Raw genomic sequence first — 17175 nt, forward strand, 5'->3', positions numbered from 1 at the left:
CGATAGTTGATAAAAGAGGCATTCTACTTTATAATGAAGAAAAACGGAGGAAGTTGCCATGAAATACATTCCATTTGGTCAAGAGAAAAGAGAACTGTCAGAAATTGTCCTCGGTATGATGCGAATCAGTGACAAGTCGGTTAAAGAAGTTGAGGAGCTGGTTGAAACAGCCTTATCTGTGGGAATCAACGCCTTTGACGTGGCAGATATCTATGGTCGTGGACGTTGCGAAGAATTACTGGGTCAAGTGTTAAACAAACGTCCTGACCTGAGAGAAAAGATGTGGATCCAGTCCAAATGTGGCATTCGCATAGAAGAATTTACCTATTTTGATTTTTCAAAAGATTATATTTTAGAGTCAGTAGATGGGATTCTACAACGATTGCAGGTTGATTACCTAGATAGCTTGCTTCTCCATCGTCCGGACGCCCTAATGGAAGCAGACCAAGTGGCAGAAGCTTTTGATATTCTACAAAAATCAGGTAAGGTTCGAGACTTTGGTGTGTCTAACCAAAATCCCATGATGATGGAATTACTGAAGAAAGAAGTTAAGCAACCTCTAACTATTAATCAGCTACAACTAAGCGCAGCTTTCACGCCAGGATTTGAATCAGGTTTCCATGTCAATATGGAAGGTGACAAGGCAGCTTTGCGTGATGGTAGCGTCTTTGAATACTGCAAACTGAATGACATGGTCATTCAGGCCTGGTCAGTTTTGCAGTTTGGTTTCTTCAAAGGGAATTTTGTTGGCAATGAACAGTTTCAAGCTTTGAATCAAGTTTTAAACCGCCTTGCGCAAAAATATGGAGTAAGCCCATCAGCCATTGCTATCGCTTGGGTGTTACGCTATCCAGTTAAGATGCAGGCAGTAGTGGGAACAACTAACCCTAAACATTTGATAGAAGCAAGCCAAGCAAGTAATGTCAACCTAACTCGAAAAGAATGGTATGAGATTTACCTCGCAGCAGGGAATGATTTGCCATAGGAAAAAATGCATTTTAAGAAATCACAGTCAAAAAGCCGTTGAAAAACGGTTTTTTGTTATAATGAAATTGAGATTCATAGATAACAGAGGAGAAAAATATGACATTTGAAGAAATCTTGCCGGGGCTAAAGGCTAAAAAGAAATACGTCCGTACTGGCTGGGGTGGGGCTGAAAACTATGTCCAGCTCTTTGATACTATCGAGCAAAACGGGGTTGCCCTTGAAGTGACACCTTATTTCCTCATCAACGTATCTGGAGAAGGGGAAGGTTTTTCTATGTGGAGTCCAACCCCTTGTGATGTCCTAGCAACAGACTGGGTGGAAGTCCATGACTAAACGTGTACTCATTACGGGTGTTAGCTCAGGGATTGGCCTAGCACAGGCTCGACTCTTTTTAGAAAAAGGTTATCAGGTTTTCGGAGTGGATCAGGGTGAAAATCCTGCCTTACAAGGTGACTTTCACTTTTTACAACGTGATTTAACGCTTGACTTGGAACCAATTTTTGACTGGTGCCCTCAGGTGGATATTTTGTGTAACACAGCTGGGGTTTTGGATGACTACAAGCCCTTACTAGAACAAACAGCCCAAGAAATCCAAGAGATTTTTGAAATCAACTATGTGACTCCAGTAGAGCTGACGCGATATTATCTTACTCAAATGCTGGATAATAAAAAAGGAATCATTATCAATATGTGTTCCATTGCTTCAAGCCTAGCTGGGGGTGGTGGTCACGCCTATACCTCGTCTAAACACGCCTTGGCTGGTTTTACCAAGCAATTAGCTCTAGACTATGCCGAAGCTGGTATTCAGGTCTTTGGAATCGCACCTGGTGCAGTCAAAACTGGTATGACCGCTGCGGACTTTGAACCAGGCGGACTGGCAGACTGGGTAGCAAGCGAAACACCTATCAAACGCTGGATAGAACCAGAGGAAGTGGCAGAAGTCAGCCTCTTTTTAGCAAGCGGAAAGGCAATCGCCATGCAGGGACAGATTCTGACGATTGATGGTGGTTGGTCTTTGAAGTAATATAGTTGATACTCAATGAATATGTGGAGGTGAACTATGAAAAGAGATGAGTTTGGATTTGTCTTGCCCAATCTCTACTATCAGTTTTTAACGGAGTGGAAAGAGATTGACCCCTATGAAATTGGAGATTCAGGCATCTGTTTGTATGCCAAGGAGGATCTACAGGAGCGTAATGAGACTTATCAGATTGAGGAAGTAGAGCCAGATTACTTTATGATTGGACAGGAAGGAGATTTGGCTTACTTTATTAAGAAAAATTCTGATGATTGCATTTATGAAAATGACTTGGGAGCTTTAGGTTCCTTAGAAATGCAAAAAGTTGCTAAAAACATCAATGACTTTATTGATAAGGTATTGGAAGAAGAATTGTAGAAAACTGAGGGAGTAATCATGTTTAGGATGCTTGATGAAGATTCACCGATTTCAAAAGAAGAATTTTTACAATTTGAGGAGATTCTTGGAAAGAAATTGCCAAAAACTATGTTGGACTTTTATCTCAAGTACAACGGTGGCCAGCCCCAAGTAAGGGGGGTCCACGATGAACATCACGTCTTTCCTTTCAATTCCTTTAATTCACTTGAGGAGATGAGGAAGTCTCTTACATGGTATGACGATGAGGCTATGCCTGCAGGATTTAGGGCTACAGACCTTCTCCATTTCGCCTATGATCCTGGTTCTGGCACTTACGCTCTTTCTCTAAGGGAAGAAGATTATGGTAAGGTGTATTTCTATGTCTTAGAAGAAAAAGCTGAGATCTATGGTCAATGGGCTTCTTTTGAGGAATTTTTGAACTCTTTTGTTGAAGAGTGAGATTAAAAAGGAGACGGGATGCGAAAACACCAAGAACTTTCACTAGAGCAGATAATTGAGCAGGTGCGCGTAGATCAATTGGTATCAGATGATTTTTGCCTCTATGGCAAGGAGGATGGAGAACTGGCACTGGAAAAGCTCTATTGGGTATCAGATTATCCAGATGTTGTGGAAGATCGTGATGTCTACCCAGCTGATGCAACGGAGCAAGATCTCCAGCTAGTCTACTATGGAGATCAGTTGATTGATGTTCTCACCGTAGCGATTGAAGAAAAGCCAGATGCAAGTCTCCAAGACTTGGTTGATACTTTGAATTATTATAATCAGCATGATAGCTTTATGCCTTTTGATGCTGAGTAGATCTACTAGATTTATGAAGTCCTGTTACCAATAAACGCGTTCCATAAGGAGTTTAAAAATGATGGATTACGAAAAAATAAATGAAAAAATTGCCCCTTTTAGCCTGCTTGTATATGATGAGGATCCTAAAAATGTTCGAGGGTCGCTCATTTATTACCCTGATGGAGAATACAGACAGGAAGTGTTTGACACTCGAGAAGAGGAGGGATTTGAAGGAAATGGCTACGATTGGGCATCCCTAGCTTGGGTATTTTTGGAGGAAAAAATGCCTGAATTAAGCGATGCTATCGACTTTGATCCTGAAGGAAGTATGTTTTGCGCCTATTCTTCCAAGGTGGACGCCTTGGCTAAATTCGCTTTAGAATTTAAAGAATTTTGCGATGATATCGAAGCTATGAAAGACTTGTTCAGTCGAGCAGAGTTGGATTAGTTGACTAAAATCTCTTTAAATTTTTTTAAAAAGAATAGAAAGGATTTCAAATGAAGCTACCAGAAGTAGTTGAACAACTGGAAAAACATCCAGACCTACATCTCTATTTAGATAAAATTTTAAAAAAGAATAAGAAAACCCAAGCTAGCTATCTCGATTCGCTAAATCATCTGGCCTATCTACTTTATCTGGATGATCAAGAGGAAATGACTAAAAAATTATTAGATAGGATCATACAAGTTCCATTTGAAGGGAATTATAACATTTGGACCTTTGTTGATAGCTCTCTGGTTTTATTGGCCTATCTGGAAAGAGAAAAAGAAAATCAGGTACTCGTCTATAAAAAACTCCTTTTGTCTCCGTTAGAACAAGGGGAGGAATCCACTCAAAACATAAGAAGGAGAGTTCATCAGAGATTTTTGAATGGTGATAGCTTGGAGCAAAAGCTTGCAAAAATCGAGCAAGCTTCAAGTCCTGAATCGGAAATGGAACGCCGTCTACTATACTTGACAGATCTATTGAAGATTCATCTTTTTATTGTTGAGTCAACTTGTGAAGAGACTGATATCCAGGCAAAAATCGAAGAGAATATGGAGATACTGAAGAAGTATATCAAAGAGCATGAAATCTATAGCCTCTTTCCTTTTAAGGGATAAGGTAAGTTATTGATCTTGGACTTTTAGAAAGAGAGGAAAATGGAAATAAAAAATCACTTTGGGGTATACGGAGTCTGTCTTCAAGAGGGGAAATTGCTCTGTATTGAAAAAACAAGAGGCCCCTATCAGCATCGTTTTGATTTACCGGGTGGTAGTCAGGAACTCGGTGAGGGGTTGACAGAAACCCTCAAAAGAGAAGTTCTGGAAGAGACAGGCTATACTCTTAGCTGTTATTCAAATCCTAGGATTTATGATGTGCTGGTTCAAGAAGAAGGGCAAGACTTCGCAGTACATCATATCATGGCCTTTTATGATATCGTACTCGATTTCGAGAGCTCTCAACAATCCCTTCCTCAGGAGGTTCTTGATGGAAGAAATGATTCAGCAAAGGCCATTTGGCTTCCTCTTGAGCAGATTACCGAAGAAAATGCCTCCCCTTTAATATTAAAAGTGAAGGCAGAGTTACGAGGATTTCCAGAATTAGAACTGACAAGCTATAGGAATTGGAAGGTAAAACATGCAAAATCAACTTGCTTTTAGTGGCGAAAGAATTGATGAAAAAGTTTATCCCCAGTTATTGAACCACGTCGGCTTGATTCGCGGGGAATACTTGTTGAGAGAGCTCAACCAAAACATCCTGTTACCAAGTTGTCAGCAATTTGTAAAAGATTATCTAGACACTATTTGCCATTTATACTCAGATGAAGAAGTCTGGTATCGCTTTTCAGAGTTAACAAATGCAGAAGCAAATAGTCTAGACGGGACTAAAGAGTATTTTGACGAACGCCACCCATTATTTGGATATAGAGGGACTAGGCGTTTATTGGCGTGTCCAGATGAATTTCAGGCTGAGGCACATGTCGTTACAGAAGTTTATCAAACCAATCCCAATCTGTCTGTTATTTTTCCTTTTGTGAATGATGCTGAACAGTTAAAACAAGCTATTAGAGTATTGCGCCAGTATGGTTTTACTGGAAAAGTTGGAACAATGATTGAATTGCCGTCAGCTTATTTTGACTTGGACAGGATGCTGGAAACTGGTATTTCAAAGATTGTAGTGGGAATGAATGATTTGACTTCTTTTGTTTTTGCCACTGTGAGAAATAGTCAATGGCATGATATGGAAAGTCCCATTATGTTAGAAATGCTGAGACAGATGCAAGATAAAGCAAGGACGAAAAAAATAGATTTCGCTGTAGCAGGCTATCTGAATCCTTCTTTCATACAAAAAATGAATCAGATGGGGATTGAGTGCATTATCCACTACAGTTCTATTCCAGAGATTTTTAATTTAGAGATTGACCATCCAGATCATCTCAAACGTATAAAAGAAGAAAGTAAAAAAAACAAAGGAGCAACCCATGACACCGCAAGAAATGTGGAATGCCTACAAACAAATCAACCACTCTATCGGAGATGAGATAGATGCCTGGGCTTTTGGAGTGGAACCAGACCTTTTAGCAGATTTGGTGCTTAAAGGCGAAAAAACAGCAACCGCCTCTGCCTACGACCTTTACGCACTAGAGGATGAACCCCTTCCCCAAGAAGGAACCTTTGATATTATTTTAGACAGTCAAGATCAAGCTGTCTGCATCGTCGAAATTACAAAGGTGTCTGTTCAGCCTTTCCATCAAGTGTCAGCAGACCATGCCTACAAGGAAGGCGAAGGTGACAAATCTCTGGCCTATTGGCGTCAGGTTCATGAAGACTTTTTCAAAGACTGCTTAGGAGAAGCAGGTCTGACTTTTACACCTGAAAGCAAGGTTGTTTTAGAAGAATTTCACAATGTCTACCCCTTGTAAAAAGCAGACATAAGAAAGTTTTGGAAATCATTATTCAAAGCTTTTTCTGACTTTAAATGATAAAACGAGCAAACAAAAAGCGGACAATCATGTCCGCTTTTTTGAATCTAGCAAGTGAAGTTCTGGATAAAGTATATCAAAGATGTTTATCTTTTGAATCCCTATTCATATCACTTCTACATTGGTTGATTATTTTTTACGATAATGTAAAACTGTTCCTACAGCTACGATAAGCATTGCAACACCAGCAACAGAAACAATTAGGCTATTACGTTCACCAGTGTTCGGAAGTCCTGGTTTGTCCCCAGTTGTTGAAACTGTTGTAGGTTCTCCAGTAGTTGTAGTGGTTGTTGAACCATTAGCTTCAGGAGTTGTTTTTTCCGAAGTTGAAGCTGTTGTATCTGCAGTTGGAGCTGTTGTCTCTGAAGTTGAACTTTCAGGAGTTGTAGTTGTTGTAGAGCTTGATTCTTCACTACTATTTTGACTAGTTGGTTCTTCAGGAGTTGTAGTAGTTGAAGTTGAAGTCTTAGGCTCTTCAGTCGTAGTTGTAGTGGATGAAGTTGTAGACTCAGGAGTCGTAGTTGTAGTAGATGAAGTTGTAGACTCAGGAGTCGTAGTTGTAGTGGATGAAGTTGTAGACTCAGGAGTCGTAGTTGTAGTAGATGAAGTTGTAGATTCAGGAGTCGTAGTTGTAGTAGATGAAGTTGTAGATTCAGGAGTCGTAGTTGTAGTAGATGAAGTTGTAGACTCAGGAGTCGTAGTTGTAGTGGATGAAGTTGTAGACTCAGTAGTTGTAGTAGTAGATGTCGTAGTCGTTGTTGAAGTTGTTGTGGTAGTAGATGTAGTCGTTGTTGAAGTTGTTACATCACTATTGTAGACTTGTGCATCTGCTGAAGCAGCTTTGTTAACCCAAGTGTTTTCTTTGGTTACAGCTGTTTTGTGTTGATCACTTGTAAGAGAAGCAACATTTGTTACGCTCTTAATTTGATCAGCATGTTGTAGAAGTGTTTGGTATGATAGGGTAATTTCGTCTGTAGATGCAACTTTAAATTGGTCGCTAACCTTAGTCAAATCAAGTTTAAATCCATGTTCTGTCCACTCGATGTATGGTTCTAATGCAAGACCAGACATTGGTTTTCCATCAACTACAAAAGTTTTACCATTGACTTTCAAGTCAAATGATGCTGGAAGGTAAGTTCCACCTTTGAAGTATTGAGACACATCTTGACCTTTAGCAGATTTAATACGGCTATAGTCAAGTGCAGGAAGGTTAGGCATTTGGTCAGTAAAGACGATGCTTGAAGCAGCTTCTTTCTTGTCAACAGCATTGTTTACTGAGATGTGCCAGAACAAGAAACCATCAGTAGTCTTATCAGTTACTTCTAGGGTATCTCTCCAGTCTGGAATTCCTGTAGGTCCCCAAATTTTTTGAGCATGTTGCAAGTTAGTGTTATCTGTACCACCAGAATTATACTTCTTAATCGGAAGTAGGACTGGTACTGGACCTTGTCCAGAACGTCTGACAATTGCAGATTCTGAACCGATTTTAATGGAGCGTTCTTGGTCTTGACCAGTGGTGTTATCTCCATCCCATTTATACCAGAATGATACGTTTCCTTCAGCCCCTTTATTCCCTCCTTTTACAAAGGTAATAGTCAGAGTCTTACCGTCATCTGATACTTTTCCTGTTGCAATTTCTTCGCCACTAGAGTTTTTCATTGAGCTAAAAGCGGAAGAAGCAAACTTAACGTCCTCTGGCATAGAAATTGTGAATGTATCACCTACTTCTACGCCACCGTCAATTTCCCAGTGATATGAAATCTTTTCGCCTTCAGTTGTCACTTGAGAAATTTTCACTTGGCTGGTTAATTCTTTTGCTTGCGTTCTATATGCACCGATAGAAATTAGAAGTGCAAGGGCCGCAAACGCAGAAATAACAGCAAAAAATAACTTTTTCATTGTTCCTCCTTTTTATAGTTGATTTACCAAACAAGACAATTTTAGCACTAACATATTAAGCGGTCAAATAATACGACTTAACAATTTTTATAAAACATCTATAGAGTTACGTGAGATGAAAATATTGTAAAAATCATTTCAATCCTTCTTTCTATTTAAAAATATGATAAAATAGGTATGTTTGAACTAGAGCATTCGCTCAGAAATTTAGAATAGGAGAATATGATGCAAGCAGTAGAACATTATATTGAAAAATTTGTTCCTGAACATTATGATTTGTTTTTAGACTTGAGTCGTGAGACCAAGACTTTTTCAGGAAAAGTAACTATTACTGGTCAAGCTAAAAGTGACCGTATTTCCCTTCACCAAAAGGATTTGGAGATTTCTTCAGTTGAAGTAGGAGAACAAGCTCGTCCATTTACAGTTGATAACGAAAATGAAGCCCTTCATATCGAACTTGCAGAAGCAGGTTCAGTTGAATTGGTTATCGCTTTTTCAGGTAAAATCACAGACAACATGACAGGAATCTATCCATCATACTACACAGTTGATGGAGTTAAGAAGGAAGTTTTGTCGACTCAGTTTGAGAGCCACTTTGCCCGTGAAGCCTTCCCATGTGTGGATGAGCCAGAAGCTAAAGCAACCTTTGATCTAGCACTTCGCTTTGACCAAGCAGAAGGCGAACTTGCCTTGTCAAACATGCCTGAGATTGATGTTGAAAATCGCAAGGAAACTGGCATCTGGAAGTTTGAAACTACACCTCGAATGTCCTCATACTTGCTAGCCTTTGTAGCTGGTGATTTGCAAGGGGTAACTGCTACAACTAAAAACGGTACTCTCGTTGGTGTTTACTCAACCAAGGCACACCCACTTTCAAACCTGGAGTTTTCACTAGACATCGCTGTTCGTTCTATCGAATTTTACGAAGACTATTACGGAGTTAAGTATCCAATTCCTCAATCTCTTCACATCGCCCTTCCTGACTTCTCAGCAGGTGCTATGGAAAACTGGGGTCTCGTAACCTACCGTGAAGTCTACTTGGTTGTAAATGAGAACTCTACTTTTGCCAGCCGTCAACAAGTAGCTCTTGTCATTGCCCACGAGCTTGCTCACCAATGGTTCGGTAACCTCGTAACTATGAAATGGTGGGATGACCTCTGGCTCAACGAAAGCTTCGCCAACATGATGGAATACGTCTGTGTGGATGCGATTGAGCCAAGCTGGAATATCTTTGAAGACTTCCAAACAAGTGGAGTGCCAGCCGCACTTAAACGTGATGCGACTGATGGTGTTCAGTCTGTTCACGTTGAAGTTAAACATCCAGATGAAATCAATACACTCTTTGACTCTGCTATCGTTTATGCTAAAGGAAGCCGTCTCATGCACATGCTTCGTCGTTGGCTAGGAGATGCTGATTTTGCTAAAGGTTTGCGTGCTTACTTTGAAAAACACCAATACGGAAATACCATTGGTCGTGACCTTTGGAATGCCCTTGCTCAAGCATCAGGCCGTGATGTAGCAGCCTTTATGGATTCTTGGTTGGAGCAACCTGGTTATCCAGTTTTGACTGCTACAGTTGAAAATGATGTTTTGAAGATTTCACAAAAACAATTCTTCATCGGTGAACACGAAGACAAGAACCGTCTTTGGGTAGTACCCCTTAACAGTAATTGGAAAGGTTTGCCAGATACACTCGAAACTGAAAGCATCGAAATCCCTGGCTACGCCGCTCTTCTTGCTGAAAACAAAACAGCTCTTCGTCTTAACACTGAAAATACTGCCCACTACATTACTGACTATCAAGGTGAATTACTGGATGCTATCCTTTCAGAATTAGTAGAACTTGATAATACAAGTAAGCTTCAAATCGTCCAAGAACGTCGCTTGCTTGCTGAGGCAGGACACATTTCATTTGCAGACTTACTTCCAGTCCTTGATAAACTTGCTAAGGAAGAGTCTTACCTTGTTGTTGCTGCAGTTTCTCAAGTGATTTCTGCCCTTGAGCGCTTTATCGATGAAGGAACAGAAGTTGAGAAAGACTTTAATAACCTCATTGCTAAATTGGCTCGTCACAACTATGAACGACTTGGTTTTGAAGCAAAAGAGGGTGAATCTGATGAAGATGAATTGGTTCGTCAATTAACCATTTCTATGATGATTCGTTCAAATGATGAAGAAGCTAGTCAAGTTGCTAGTCAAATCTTTGCAGCTCATAAAGAAAATCTTGCAGGACTTCCAGCGGCTATTCGCTCTCAAGTCCTCATCAATGAGATCAAACATCATGAGACTAAGGAGTTGGTAGCGACTTATCTGGACTTATACACTCATGCAACAGATGCGGTCTTTAAACGCCAGTTGGCAGCTGCTCTAGCATACAGTACAGATGCAGAAAATATCCAAACTTTGATTAGTTCATGGAAGGATAAATTTGTGGTGAAACCACAAGACTTGTCTGCTTGGTATTACCAGTTCCTAGCTCATCAAACAACTCAAGAAACTGTTTGGGTATGGGCGCGTGAAAACTGGGATTGGATCAAGGCAGCCCTCGGTGGAGATATGAGCTTTGATAGCTTTGTTATCCTTCCTGCTCATGTATTTAAGACAGAGCGACGCTTGGGAGAATACAAGGAATTTTTTGAACCACAACTCTCTGACCTAGCTCTTAGCCGTAACATCGGTATGGGAATCAAGGAAATCGCAGCACGCGTTGAATTGATTAAACGTGAGAAAGCAGCAGTTGAAGCAGTTGTTGCACAATATGGCAAGGCTTAAAAACTTCTTGACTAAATAGAATATAAAAACTCAACTTTCTCTTAGAAAAACAAGGAAAGTTGAGTTTTTTTTAAGATATTTTTGCTATAATGGATATAATAAGGAGGAATTTTTGATGATTAAAATTCTATTAGTGGAAGATGACCTAGGCCTGTCAAATTCAGTCTTTGATTTTTTGGATGATTTTGCAGATGTCATGCAGGTATTTGATGGCGAAGAAGGTCTCTACGAGGCTGAAAGTGGCGTCTATGACCTGATTCTATTGGACTTGATGTTACCAGAAAAAAATGGTTTTCAAGTCTTAAAAGAACTACGTGAAAAAGGTGTTTCGACTCCTGTTCTCATCATGACAGCCAAGGAAAGTCTCGATGACAAAGGTCATGGATTTGAGCTGGGAGCAGATGATTATCTAACCAAACCATTCTACCTAGAAGAACTCAAGATGCGTATCCAGGCTCTACTCAAACGTTCTGGTAAGTTCAACGAAAATACTCTTTCTTATGGTGATTTGACTGTCAATTTATCTACAAATGAGGTTAAAGTCAATGATACTGTTGTGGAACTATTGGGTAAAGAATTTGAGCTTCTGGTTTATTTCCTCCAAAATCAAAATGTTATCTTACCAAAAACACAAATTTTTGACCGTTTATGGGGATTTGACAGTGACACAACCATTTCCGTTGTAGAAGTTTATGTATCAAAAGTTCGTAAGAAATTGAAAGGTTCAGCCTTTGCTGAAAATCTCCAAACTTTGCGTAGTGTTGGGTATATTTTAAAACATGTTTAAGAAATTAAAAAAGAATTGGTACGCAGAAGATTTTAGCTACTTTATCCGTAATTTTGGTGTTTTCACCCTAATTTTCTCTGCCATGACCTTGATTATCTTGCAGGTTATGCACTCCAGTCTCTACACATCAGTGGATGAGAAACTGCTATCTCTCAGCAACAATCCTCAGGATATCATTCAATTGGCGGTTAATCGTGCAACTGAAGACGTAAAGGATTTAGATAGTGGCAATGTCGCTCCAGCATCTGATAAAAAACCAAATGTGAGTTCCAATACTGAAGTGATTTTGCTAGATTCAAATTTGAATCAATTAGTGACTGGCAATCGCTTTTTAGGATTAGACAGAATAACTTTCAATAAAAAGGATTTAAATCATATCCGCCAACTTCATGTTGTCAATAGTTATGGTCAGGATGAGATTTATCGCGTTGTACTGACAGAAATAAAAATTGATTCTGTTTCGACTAATATTAAGTATGCTGCTATCCTGATTAACACAAGCCAACTAGAGCAAATTAGTCAAAACCACGAGCAGTTAATCGTGGTGGTGATGGCAAGTTTTTGGATTCTATCTATCTTAGCCAGTCTCTATCTTGCACGTGTCAGTGTTAAACCCTTACTTGAAAGTATGCAAAAGCAGAAAAGCTTTGTGGAAAATGCCAGTCATGAATTACGGACTCCGTTGGCAGTTCTTCAGAACCGTCTGGAAACTCTTTTTAGAAAACCAGAGGCGACTATTATGGAGTCAAGTGAGAGTATCGCTTCTAGTTTGGAAGAAGTTCGAAATATGAAGTTTCTAACGACTAACCTTCTCAATCTGGCACGTAGAGACGATGGAATCAAGCCTGAGTTTGGAGAGATAGAGCCAGACTTCTTTAATACAACCTTTACTAACTATGAGATGATTGCGTCCGAGAATAATCGTGTCTTTCGTTTCCAAAATCGTGTTCATCGCACCATTATCACAGATAAACTCCTTCTCAAGCAATTGATGACCATTCTGTTTGACAATGCGGTCAAGTATACAGAAGAAGAAGGAGATATATATTTTGAGATTTCAACGAAAGAACGAAGCCTCTATCTAACGGTAGCTGATAATGGAATCGGTATTTCTGCAGCCGATAAAAAGAAAATCTTTGATCGTTTTTATCGCGTGGATAAGGCACGTACACGGCAAAAGGGTGGTTTCGGTTTAGGCTTATCTTTAGCTAAGCAGATCGTCGATGCCTTAAAAGGCTCTATCAGTGTGAAAGATAACAAACCTAACGGAACAATTTTTGAAGTCAAGATAGCGATCACAACACCATCAAGACGAAAGAATAAATAAAAAAACCTTCGATTCATCGAAGGTTTTTATTTGAATTTTTTCTTGATAAAAGTGCGCTGAAATTGTAAAGCTACAAGACTGAGGCCGATAGCCAAAGCAAATGATAAGACAGTGTTTACTTTTAGTGATAAGAACAAAAAGCTAAAAATCGCTAAAAAGACGCAGAAGCAAGCGATGTTTACAAAAAATAGGACTTCCTTTACACTAGCGACAGAAGCATTTTCTGGAACATAATCTTGAAACTGAGCAGTTTTTATACTTTCTTGTTCAAACTCATACGGGTGCAATTTTCTAGCGGGCATATTTCTCTCCTTAACAGTACATTACTATTTTATCATTTTTTAAAGAGAGAATTATTACAGGAATGTTACAAATTGCATAAAATCTGTTATCAGGGGCAATTTCAGTTTTCTTGACATGCCTTAGGGAAAATGATAGGATGGGTGAACCGTTTAAACTTTATTATTTTTCTCTTATTTTAAACGAGGGGAAGTTTGATGGTTAAAACGAATAAAAATCATACACAGATGCAAATAAATTCAATTTTGAAGTAAGGACAGGATTCTTTTAAATTGATTCTAGTTGTTCATGACAAGATGGTTTTCTATCTTTAGTGCTATGGTAGAGGGGGGCTGTATTCCCCGGCAACAGAATAGTTAAAGGAGATTGGCATGTATCTTGCTATCAAAGAAATTTTACAGAATAAACTACGTTACAGTTTAATTCTAACTACCATTTTTCTCATTGCTTTTATGGTCTTTTTTATGACCAGTTTTGCTCTCGGGCTTGTTCGAAATAATAGGGCTGCTATCGATAATTGGCAAGCAACAGGAGTTGTTCTATCCGATTATGCAAACGATAATTTGACTGCATCCTTTATACCTGAAAAAGACTACAAGGATAAGGTTTCTGAGGATGCTGTTCCCCTAAGCTATATGTTTGCTGTAACAAACTTGGTTAATAGTAGTGACAAGATGAATGTCTCTATTTTTGGTCAAGAGTGGGACAGTTTTATCTCTCCAACCTTGATTGAAGGGAGTTACCCAGAAAATGACCAAGAAGTGGTAGTGGATCAGTCTTTTGAAAATTACGGCATCAAACTCGGGGACGCTATTCAACTCAACGGAAGTGAGACAAGTTTTAAGATTGTAGGTTTGACCAGAGAAAATAAATTTTTCACGGAACCTGTTGTCTTTACTAGTTTAACAACGTATTGGGATTTACAAGGAATAACAAAAGGCAATCGTTCGATCTCTGCATTGGTATTGCAAAATGATGTAGAAGTGACTGGCGATGGCTTGAAGCAGATTTCTATTCAAAAAATGATTTCGAAAATTCCTGGCTATACCCCTCAGGTCAATGTATTCTCAGGAATGATTCTAGCTATGATTGTCATTACAGGTCTGATTGTAGGAATTTTTATCTACATCATTACCATTCAAAAATTAGGCCTCTATGGAATTATGCGAGCGCAAGGGATTCAGATAAAATCCATCGTATGGTCCCTTTTCTGCCAGATCTTTCTCTTATCTGGTTTGGGTATAGGATTGGCTTTATTAGCCATTTGGGCTGTCATTTTAGTCTTACCTGCAACCTTCTTTTTCTACCCTAGTTGGTTGGCATACTTTATGCTAAGCCTGGTCATTTGCTTGATGGCACTACTAGGTGGCGTCATTTCGCTTCCGCGTCTACTTAAAGTAGATCCAATTACAGCGATTGCAGAATGATAAGGAGAATGATATGACGACATTAATTGAGATGATTCAGGTGACAAAAACTTATGGCGAAGGCAATATGAAAGTTACAGCTCTCCATGAGACCAATTTTCAGCTAAACGCTGGGGAGTTTGTAGCGATTGTGGGGCCTTCTGGATCAGGTAAAACAACCTTTTTAACGACTCTAGGACAACTTCAGGAAGCTTCAAGTGGAAAGATCCTAGTAAAGGGAAAAGAGACTGGGCATTTATCTGAAAAAGAAAAAACGGATTTGCGCTTTAGTGAATTTGGTTTTATCCTCCAGGCTTCAAATCTGATTCCCTTTTTAACGGTTAAGGAGCAATTAGATTTAATTGACCGTTTGGATAAAAAGAAATCAGAAAAATGTGACCGACAAGAGTTGTTCAGTTTGTTGGACTTGGAAAAGGTTCAAAATCACTATCCCAAAGCTCTCTCTGGTGGTGAACGCCAACGAGCTGCAATTGCTAGAGCCCTTTATAATAATCCTAGTATCGTACTTGCAGATGAGCCGACAGCTAGCTTGGATACACAACGTGCATATCAAGTGACGGATATGTTGGCTTCAATTGCCCATGAGCAAGGCAGGGGTGTTGTCATGATTACACATGATACACGCTTACTAGATAAGGTTGACCGTATTTATGTGATGAATGACGGACGACTTGTTGAAAAGACACAAGCATAAATCTAAAAAGTGAACTGTTATTGATACGGTTCACTTTTTTTAAAATTTGGACTAACAAGACCCACTTTTCTTTATAGCTGATTTTTTGGAAATGTGGTATAATTTTCTCTATGGAAAAGATTATCATTACAGCAACTGCTGAAAGTATTGAACAAGTAAAACAGCTACTTGAAGCTGGTGTCGACCGCATTTATGTCGGTGAGAAAGATTTTGGTCTTCGTTTGCCAACTACCTTTAGTCATGAAGAATTGCGTGAAATCGCAAAAATTGTTCATGGTGCCGGTAAGGAATTAATCGTTGCGGTCAATGCTCTTATGCACCAAGACATGATGGACCGTATCAAGCCCTTCTTGGACTTTTTAGAAGAAATCAAAACGGACTACATCACAGTTGGGGACGCAGGTGTCTTTTATGTGGTTAACCGTGATAACTATTCTTTCAAAACGATTTACGATGCCTCAACCATGGTCACAAGCAGTCGTCAGATTAATTTCTGGGGACAAAAAGCAGGAGCATCAGAGGCTGTTTTGGCGCGTGAAATCCCATCTGCAGAACTCTTCAAGATGCCTGAAATTTTAGAAATTCCTGCTGAGGTCTTGGTATACGGTGCTAGTGTCATCCACCATTCGAAGCGTCCACTCTTGCAAAACTACTATAATTTCACTCAAATCGATGATGAAAAATCTCGTCAACGTGACTTGTTCTTGGCTGAGCCAAGTGACCCAGAGAGCCATTATTCTATTTTTGAAGACAATCATGGGACTCATATCTTTGCTAATAATGATCTTGATTTGATGACCAAATTGACAGAACTAGTAGAGCATGGATTCACTCATTGGAAACTTGAGGGTCTTTATACACCTGGCCAAAACTTTGTAGAAATCGCAAAACTCTTTATTCAAGCGCGCAATTTAATTCAAGAAGGTAACTTTACTCATGACCAGGCCTTCTTGCTCGATGAAGAAGTTCGCAAGCTCCATCCTAAAAATCGTTTCTTGGATACTGGATTTTACGACTATGACCCTGATATGGTTAAGTAAACATCACAAAACCCGACATAAATTGTTCGGGTTTTTCTAGTGTAAGGATGAATTTGAAGCGTATTCATGATATAATAGAAGTAGCTCTATTTGGAGGTGTATAAGTGGAAAATCTGAAAAAAATGGCAGGGATTAAAGCTGCCGAGTTCGTCAAAGATGGTATGGTTGTCGGGCTTGGAACAGGCTCAACTGCCTACTATTTCGTAGAAGAAATAGGTCGTCGTATCAATGAAGAGGGCTTACAGATTACAGCTGTAACGACTTCTAGTGTGACCAGCAAGCAGGCAGAAGGACTCAATATTCCTCTTAAGTCTATTGATCAAGTGGACTTTGTAGACCTGACAGTTGATGGTGCAGATGAAGTAGACAGTCAGTTTAACGGAATCAAAGGCGGTGGTGGGGCCCTTCTCATGGAAAAGGTTGTCGCAACTCCATCTAAAGAATATATCTGGGTTGTTGATGAAAGTAAGCTAGTAGAGAAACTTGGTGCCTTTAAATTACCAGTAGAGGTTGTTCAATATGGTGCCGAACAGGTCTTCCGTCGATTTGAGCGAGCTGGCTATAAACCAAGTTTCCGCGAAAAGGATGGCCAACGCTTTGTAACGGATATGCAAAACTTTATCATCGATTTGGCCTTGGAAGTGATTGAAGACCCAATTGCTCTTGGACAAGAATTGGACCATGTCGTTGGTGTCGTCGAGCATGGCTTGTTTAACCAAATGGTGGATAAGGTCATCGTTGCTGGACAAGAGGGCGTTCAGATTTTAACTTCAACAAAAGCAAAATAATCAAAATAAAAA

20 protein-coding genes are annotated in these 17175 nt (G+C 39.5%); 18 read left to right on the plus strand and 2 right to left on the minus strand.

Annotated elements, in window-relative coordinates; all coding sequences use genetic code 11:
* Window positions 1-58 precede the first annotated feature (58 nt).
* The 11 genes from QM382_RS01230 (at window position 59) to QM382_RS01280 (ending at window position 6069) form a co-directional block, all read left to right on the plus strand.
* Window positions 59-985 carry an aldo/keto reductase gene (locus tag QM382_RS01230; protein ID WP_414272172.1) on the plus strand — a complete coding sequence of 309 codons (927 nt, stop codon included), beginning with the start codon at window positions 59-61 and terminating at the stop codon, window positions 983-985.
* Between the two features lie 98 nt (window positions 986-1083).
* On the plus strand, window positions 1084-1320 hold the full coding sequence (locus tag QM382_RS01235; protein WP_000141913.1) for a DUF2829 domain-containing protein: 237 nt from the start codon (window positions 1084-1086) through the stop codon (window positions 1318-1320).
* Complete coding sequence (locus QM382_RS01240; protein ID WP_414272173.1) at window positions 1313-2011, plus strand: 3-oxoacyl-ACP reductase; 699 nt, start codon at window positions 1313-1315, stop codon at window positions 2009-2011. Before QM382_RS01235 ends, QM382_RS01240 begins: the two co-directional genes overlap by 8 nt.
* A gap of 36 nt (window positions 2012-2047) precedes the next feature.
* Window positions 2048-2383: a hypothetical protein gene (locus QM382_RS01245; protein WP_414253798.1), complete on the plus strand. Its 336-nt coding sequence runs from the start codon at window positions 2048-2050 to the stop codon at window positions 2381-2383.
* An 18-nt stretch (window positions 2384-2401) separates the two neighbouring features.
* Complete coding sequence (locus QM382_RS01250; protein WP_414272174.1) at window positions 2402-2821, plus strand: SMI1/KNR4 family protein; 420 nt, start codon at window positions 2402-2404, stop codon at window positions 2819-2821.
* Between the two features lie 18 nt (window positions 2822-2839).
* Window positions 2840-3181 (plus strand): hypothetical protein, encoded by a 342-nt coding sequence (locus QM382_RS01255; RefSeq protein ID WP_414272175.1) that lies wholly within the window; start codon window positions 2840-2842, stop codon window positions 3179-3181.
* A 58-nt stretch (window positions 3182-3239) separates the two neighbouring features.
* Window positions 3240-3611: an Imm51 family immunity protein gene (locus QM382_RS01260; protein ID WP_414253795.1), complete on the plus strand. Its 372-nt coding sequence runs from the start codon at window positions 3240-3242 to the stop codon at window positions 3609-3611.
* 50 nt (window positions 3612-3661) lie between these two features.
* Complete coding sequence (locus tag QM382_RS01265) at window positions 3662-4267, plus strand: DUF6707 family protein (RefSeq protein ID WP_414272176.1); 606 nt, start codon at window positions 3662-3664, stop codon at window positions 4265-4267.
* A 39-nt stretch (window positions 4268-4306) separates the two neighbouring features.
* Window positions 4307-4807, plus strand: a complete 501-nt coding sequence (locus QM382_RS01270) for an NUDIX hydrolase (RefSeq protein ID WP_414272177.1) — start codon at window positions 4307-4309, stop codon at window positions 4805-4807.
* A complete protein-coding gene (locus tag QM382_RS01275; RefSeq protein WP_414272178.1) occupies window positions 4785-5687 on the plus strand; it encodes a putative PEP-binding protein in 903 nt (300 codons plus the stop codon). Before QM382_RS01270 ends, QM382_RS01275 begins: the two co-directional genes overlap by 23 nt.
* The gene (locus QM382_RS01280) at window positions 5629-6069 is read left to right on the plus strand and encodes an ASCH domain-containing protein (RefSeq protein ID WP_414272179.1); all 441 of its coding nucleotides are present in this window, start codon (window positions 5629-5631) and stop codon (window positions 6067-6069) included. Before QM382_RS01275 ends, QM382_RS01280 begins: the two co-directional genes overlap by 59 nt.
* Before the next feature lie 189 nt (window positions 6070-6258).
* Here the strand turns inward: QM382_RS01280 and QM382_RS01285 are convergent, their stop codons facing one another.
* Window positions 6259-8028, minus strand: coding sequence for an Ig-like domain-containing protein (locus tag QM382_RS01285; protein ID WP_414272180.1), 1770 nt, complete (start codon window positions 8026-8028; stop codon window positions 6259-6261).
* A gap of 225 nt (window positions 8029-8253) precedes the next feature.
* On the opposite strand from QM382_RS01285, the gene QM382_RS01290 reads away from it, so the two are divergent.
* The 3 genes from QM382_RS01290 to QM382_RS01300 all read left to right on the plus strand — a co-directional run bounded on the left by QM382_RS01290 (window position 8254) and on the right by QM382_RS01300 (window position 12914).
* Window positions 8254-10800: a M1 family metallopeptidase gene (locus QM382_RS01290; protein ID WP_414272455.1), complete on the plus strand. Its 2547-nt coding sequence runs from the start codon at window positions 8254-8256 to the stop codon at window positions 10798-10800.
* Window positions 10801-10915: 115 nt separating this feature from the next.
* Window positions 10916-11587: a response regulator transcription factor gene (locus QM382_RS01295; RefSeq protein ID WP_414272181.1), complete on the plus strand. Its 672-nt coding sequence runs from the start codon at window positions 10916-10918 to the stop codon at window positions 11585-11587.
* On the plus strand, window positions 11580-12914 hold the full coding sequence (locus QM382_RS01300; protein WP_414272182.1) for a sensor histidine kinase: 1335 nt from the start codon (window positions 11580-11582) through the stop codon (window positions 12912-12914). The genes QM382_RS01295 and QM382_RS01300 overlap by 8 nt, the downstream gene beginning before the upstream one ends.
* Window positions 12915-12940: 26 nt before the next feature.
* On the opposite strand, the gene QM382_RS01305 is transcribed toward QM382_RS01300, so the two are convergent.
* Window positions 12941-13216, minus strand: coding sequence for a DUF3270 family protein (locus QM382_RS01305; protein WP_414262008.1), 276 nt, complete (start codon window positions 13214-13216; stop codon window positions 12941-12943).
* A gap of 369 nt (window positions 13217-13585) precedes the next feature.
* Here QM382_RS01305 and QM382_RS01310 point away from each other — a divergent pair, with 369 nt between their 5' ends.
* From QM382_RS01310 to rpiA, 4 genes are all read left to right on the plus strand, one after another.
* Complete coding sequence (locus tag QM382_RS01310; protein ID WP_414272183.1) at window positions 13586-14641, plus strand: ABC transporter permease; 1056 nt, start codon at window positions 13586-13588, stop codon at window positions 14639-14641.
* Window positions 14642-14654: 13 nt separating this feature from the next.
* On the plus strand, window positions 14655-15335 hold the full coding sequence (locus QM382_RS01315) for an ABC transporter ATP-binding protein (RefSeq protein WP_414272184.1): 681 nt from the start codon (window positions 14655-14657) through the stop codon (window positions 15333-15335).
* A 110-nt stretch (window positions 15336-15445) separates the two neighbouring features.
* Window positions 15446-16375: a peptidase U32 family protein gene (locus QM382_RS01320; protein ID WP_414272185.1), complete on the plus strand. Its 930-nt coding sequence runs from the start codon at window positions 15446-15448 to the stop codon at window positions 16373-16375.
* A gap of 104 nt (window positions 16376-16479) precedes the next feature.
* Window positions 16480-17163: a ribose-5-phosphate isomerase RpiA gene (gene rpiA / locus QM382_RS01325; protein ID WP_414272186.1), complete on the plus strand. Its 684-nt coding sequence runs from the start codon at window positions 16480-16482 to the stop codon at window positions 17161-17163.
* The last annotated feature ends 12 nt before the right edge of the window (window positions 17164-17175 follow it).

This window comes from Streptococcus infantis, assembly GCF_047465185.1.
Classification (GTDB): Bacteria; Bacillota; Bacilli; order Lactobacillales; family Streptococcaceae; genus Streptococcus; species Streptococcus infantis_O.

Bases quoted from the DNA above. Each gene is read 5' to 3' on its own strand.
- QM382_RS01305 (WP_414262008.1), bottom strand. From the start codon at position 13,216: ATGCCCGCTAGAAAATTGCACCCGTATGAGTTTGAACAAGAAAGTATA.
- QM382_RS01265 (WP_414272176.1), top strand. From the start codon at position 3,662: ATGAAGCTACCAGAAGTAGTTGAACAACTGGAAAAACATCCAGACCTA.
- QM382_RS01235 (WP_000141913.1), top strand. From the start codon at position 1,084: ATGACATTTGAAGAAATCTTGCCGGGGCTAAAGGCTAAAAAGAAATAC.
- QM382_RS01280 (WP_414272179.1), top strand. From the start codon at position 5,629: ATGACACCGCAAGAAATGTGGAATGCCTACAAACAAATCAACCACTCT.
- QM382_RS01230 (WP_414272172.1), top strand. From the start codon at position 59: ATGAAATACATTCCATTTGGTCAAGAGAAAAGAGAACTGTCAGAAATT.
- QM382_RS01295 (WP_414272181.1), top strand. From the start codon at position 10,916: ATGATTAAAATTCTATTAGTGGAAGATGACCTAGGCCTGTCAAATTCA.
- QM382_RS01310 (WP_414272183.1), top strand. From the start codon at position 13,586: ATGTATCTTGCTATCAAAGAAATTTTACAGAATAAACTACGTTACAGT.
- QM382_RS01255 (WP_414272175.1), top strand. From the start codon at position 2,840: ATGCGAAAACACCAAGAACTTTCACTAGAGCAGATAATTGAGCAGGTG.
- QM382_RS01300 (WP_414272182.1), top strand. From the start codon at position 11,580: ATGTTTAAGAAATTAAAAAAGAATTGGTACGCAGAAGATTTTAGCTAC.
- QM382_RS01240 (WP_414272173.1), top strand. From the start codon at position 1,313: ATGACTAAACGTGTACTCATTACGGGTGTTAGCTCAGGGATTGGCCTA.
- QM382_RS01290 (WP_414272455.1), top strand. From the start codon at position 8,254: ATGCAAGCAGTAGAACATTATATTGAAAAATTTGTTCCTGAACATTAT.
- QM382_RS01285 (WP_414272180.1), bottom strand. From the start codon at position 8,028: ATGAAAAAGTTATTTTTTGCTGTTATTTCTGCGTTTGCGGCCCTTGCA.
- QM382_RS01260 (WP_414253795.1), top strand. From the start codon at position 3,240: ATGATGGATTACGAAAAAATAAATGAAAAAATTGCCCCTTTTAGCCTG.
- QM382_RS01315 (WP_414272184.1), top strand. From the start codon at position 14,655: ATGACGACATTAATTGAGATGATTCAGGTGACAAAAACTTATGGCGAA.
- QM382_RS01320 (WP_414272185.1), top strand. From the start codon at position 15,446: ATGGAAAAGATTATCATTACAGCAACTGCTGAAAGTATTGAACAAGTA.
- QM382_RS01275 (WP_414272178.1), top strand. From the start codon at position 4,785: ATGCAAAATCAACTTGCTTTTAGTGGCGAAAGAATTGATGAAAAAGTT.
- QM382_RS01270 (WP_414272177.1), top strand. From the start codon at position 4,307: ATGGAAATAAAAAATCACTTTGGGGTATACGGAGTCTGTCTTCAAGAG.
- QM382_RS01250 (WP_414272174.1), top strand. From the start codon at position 2,402: ATGTTTAGGATGCTTGATGAAGATTCACCGATTTCAAAAGAAGAATTT.
- QM382_RS01245 (WP_414253798.1), top strand. From the start codon at position 2,048: ATGAAAAGAGATGAGTTTGGATTTGTCTTGCCCAATCTCTACTATCAG.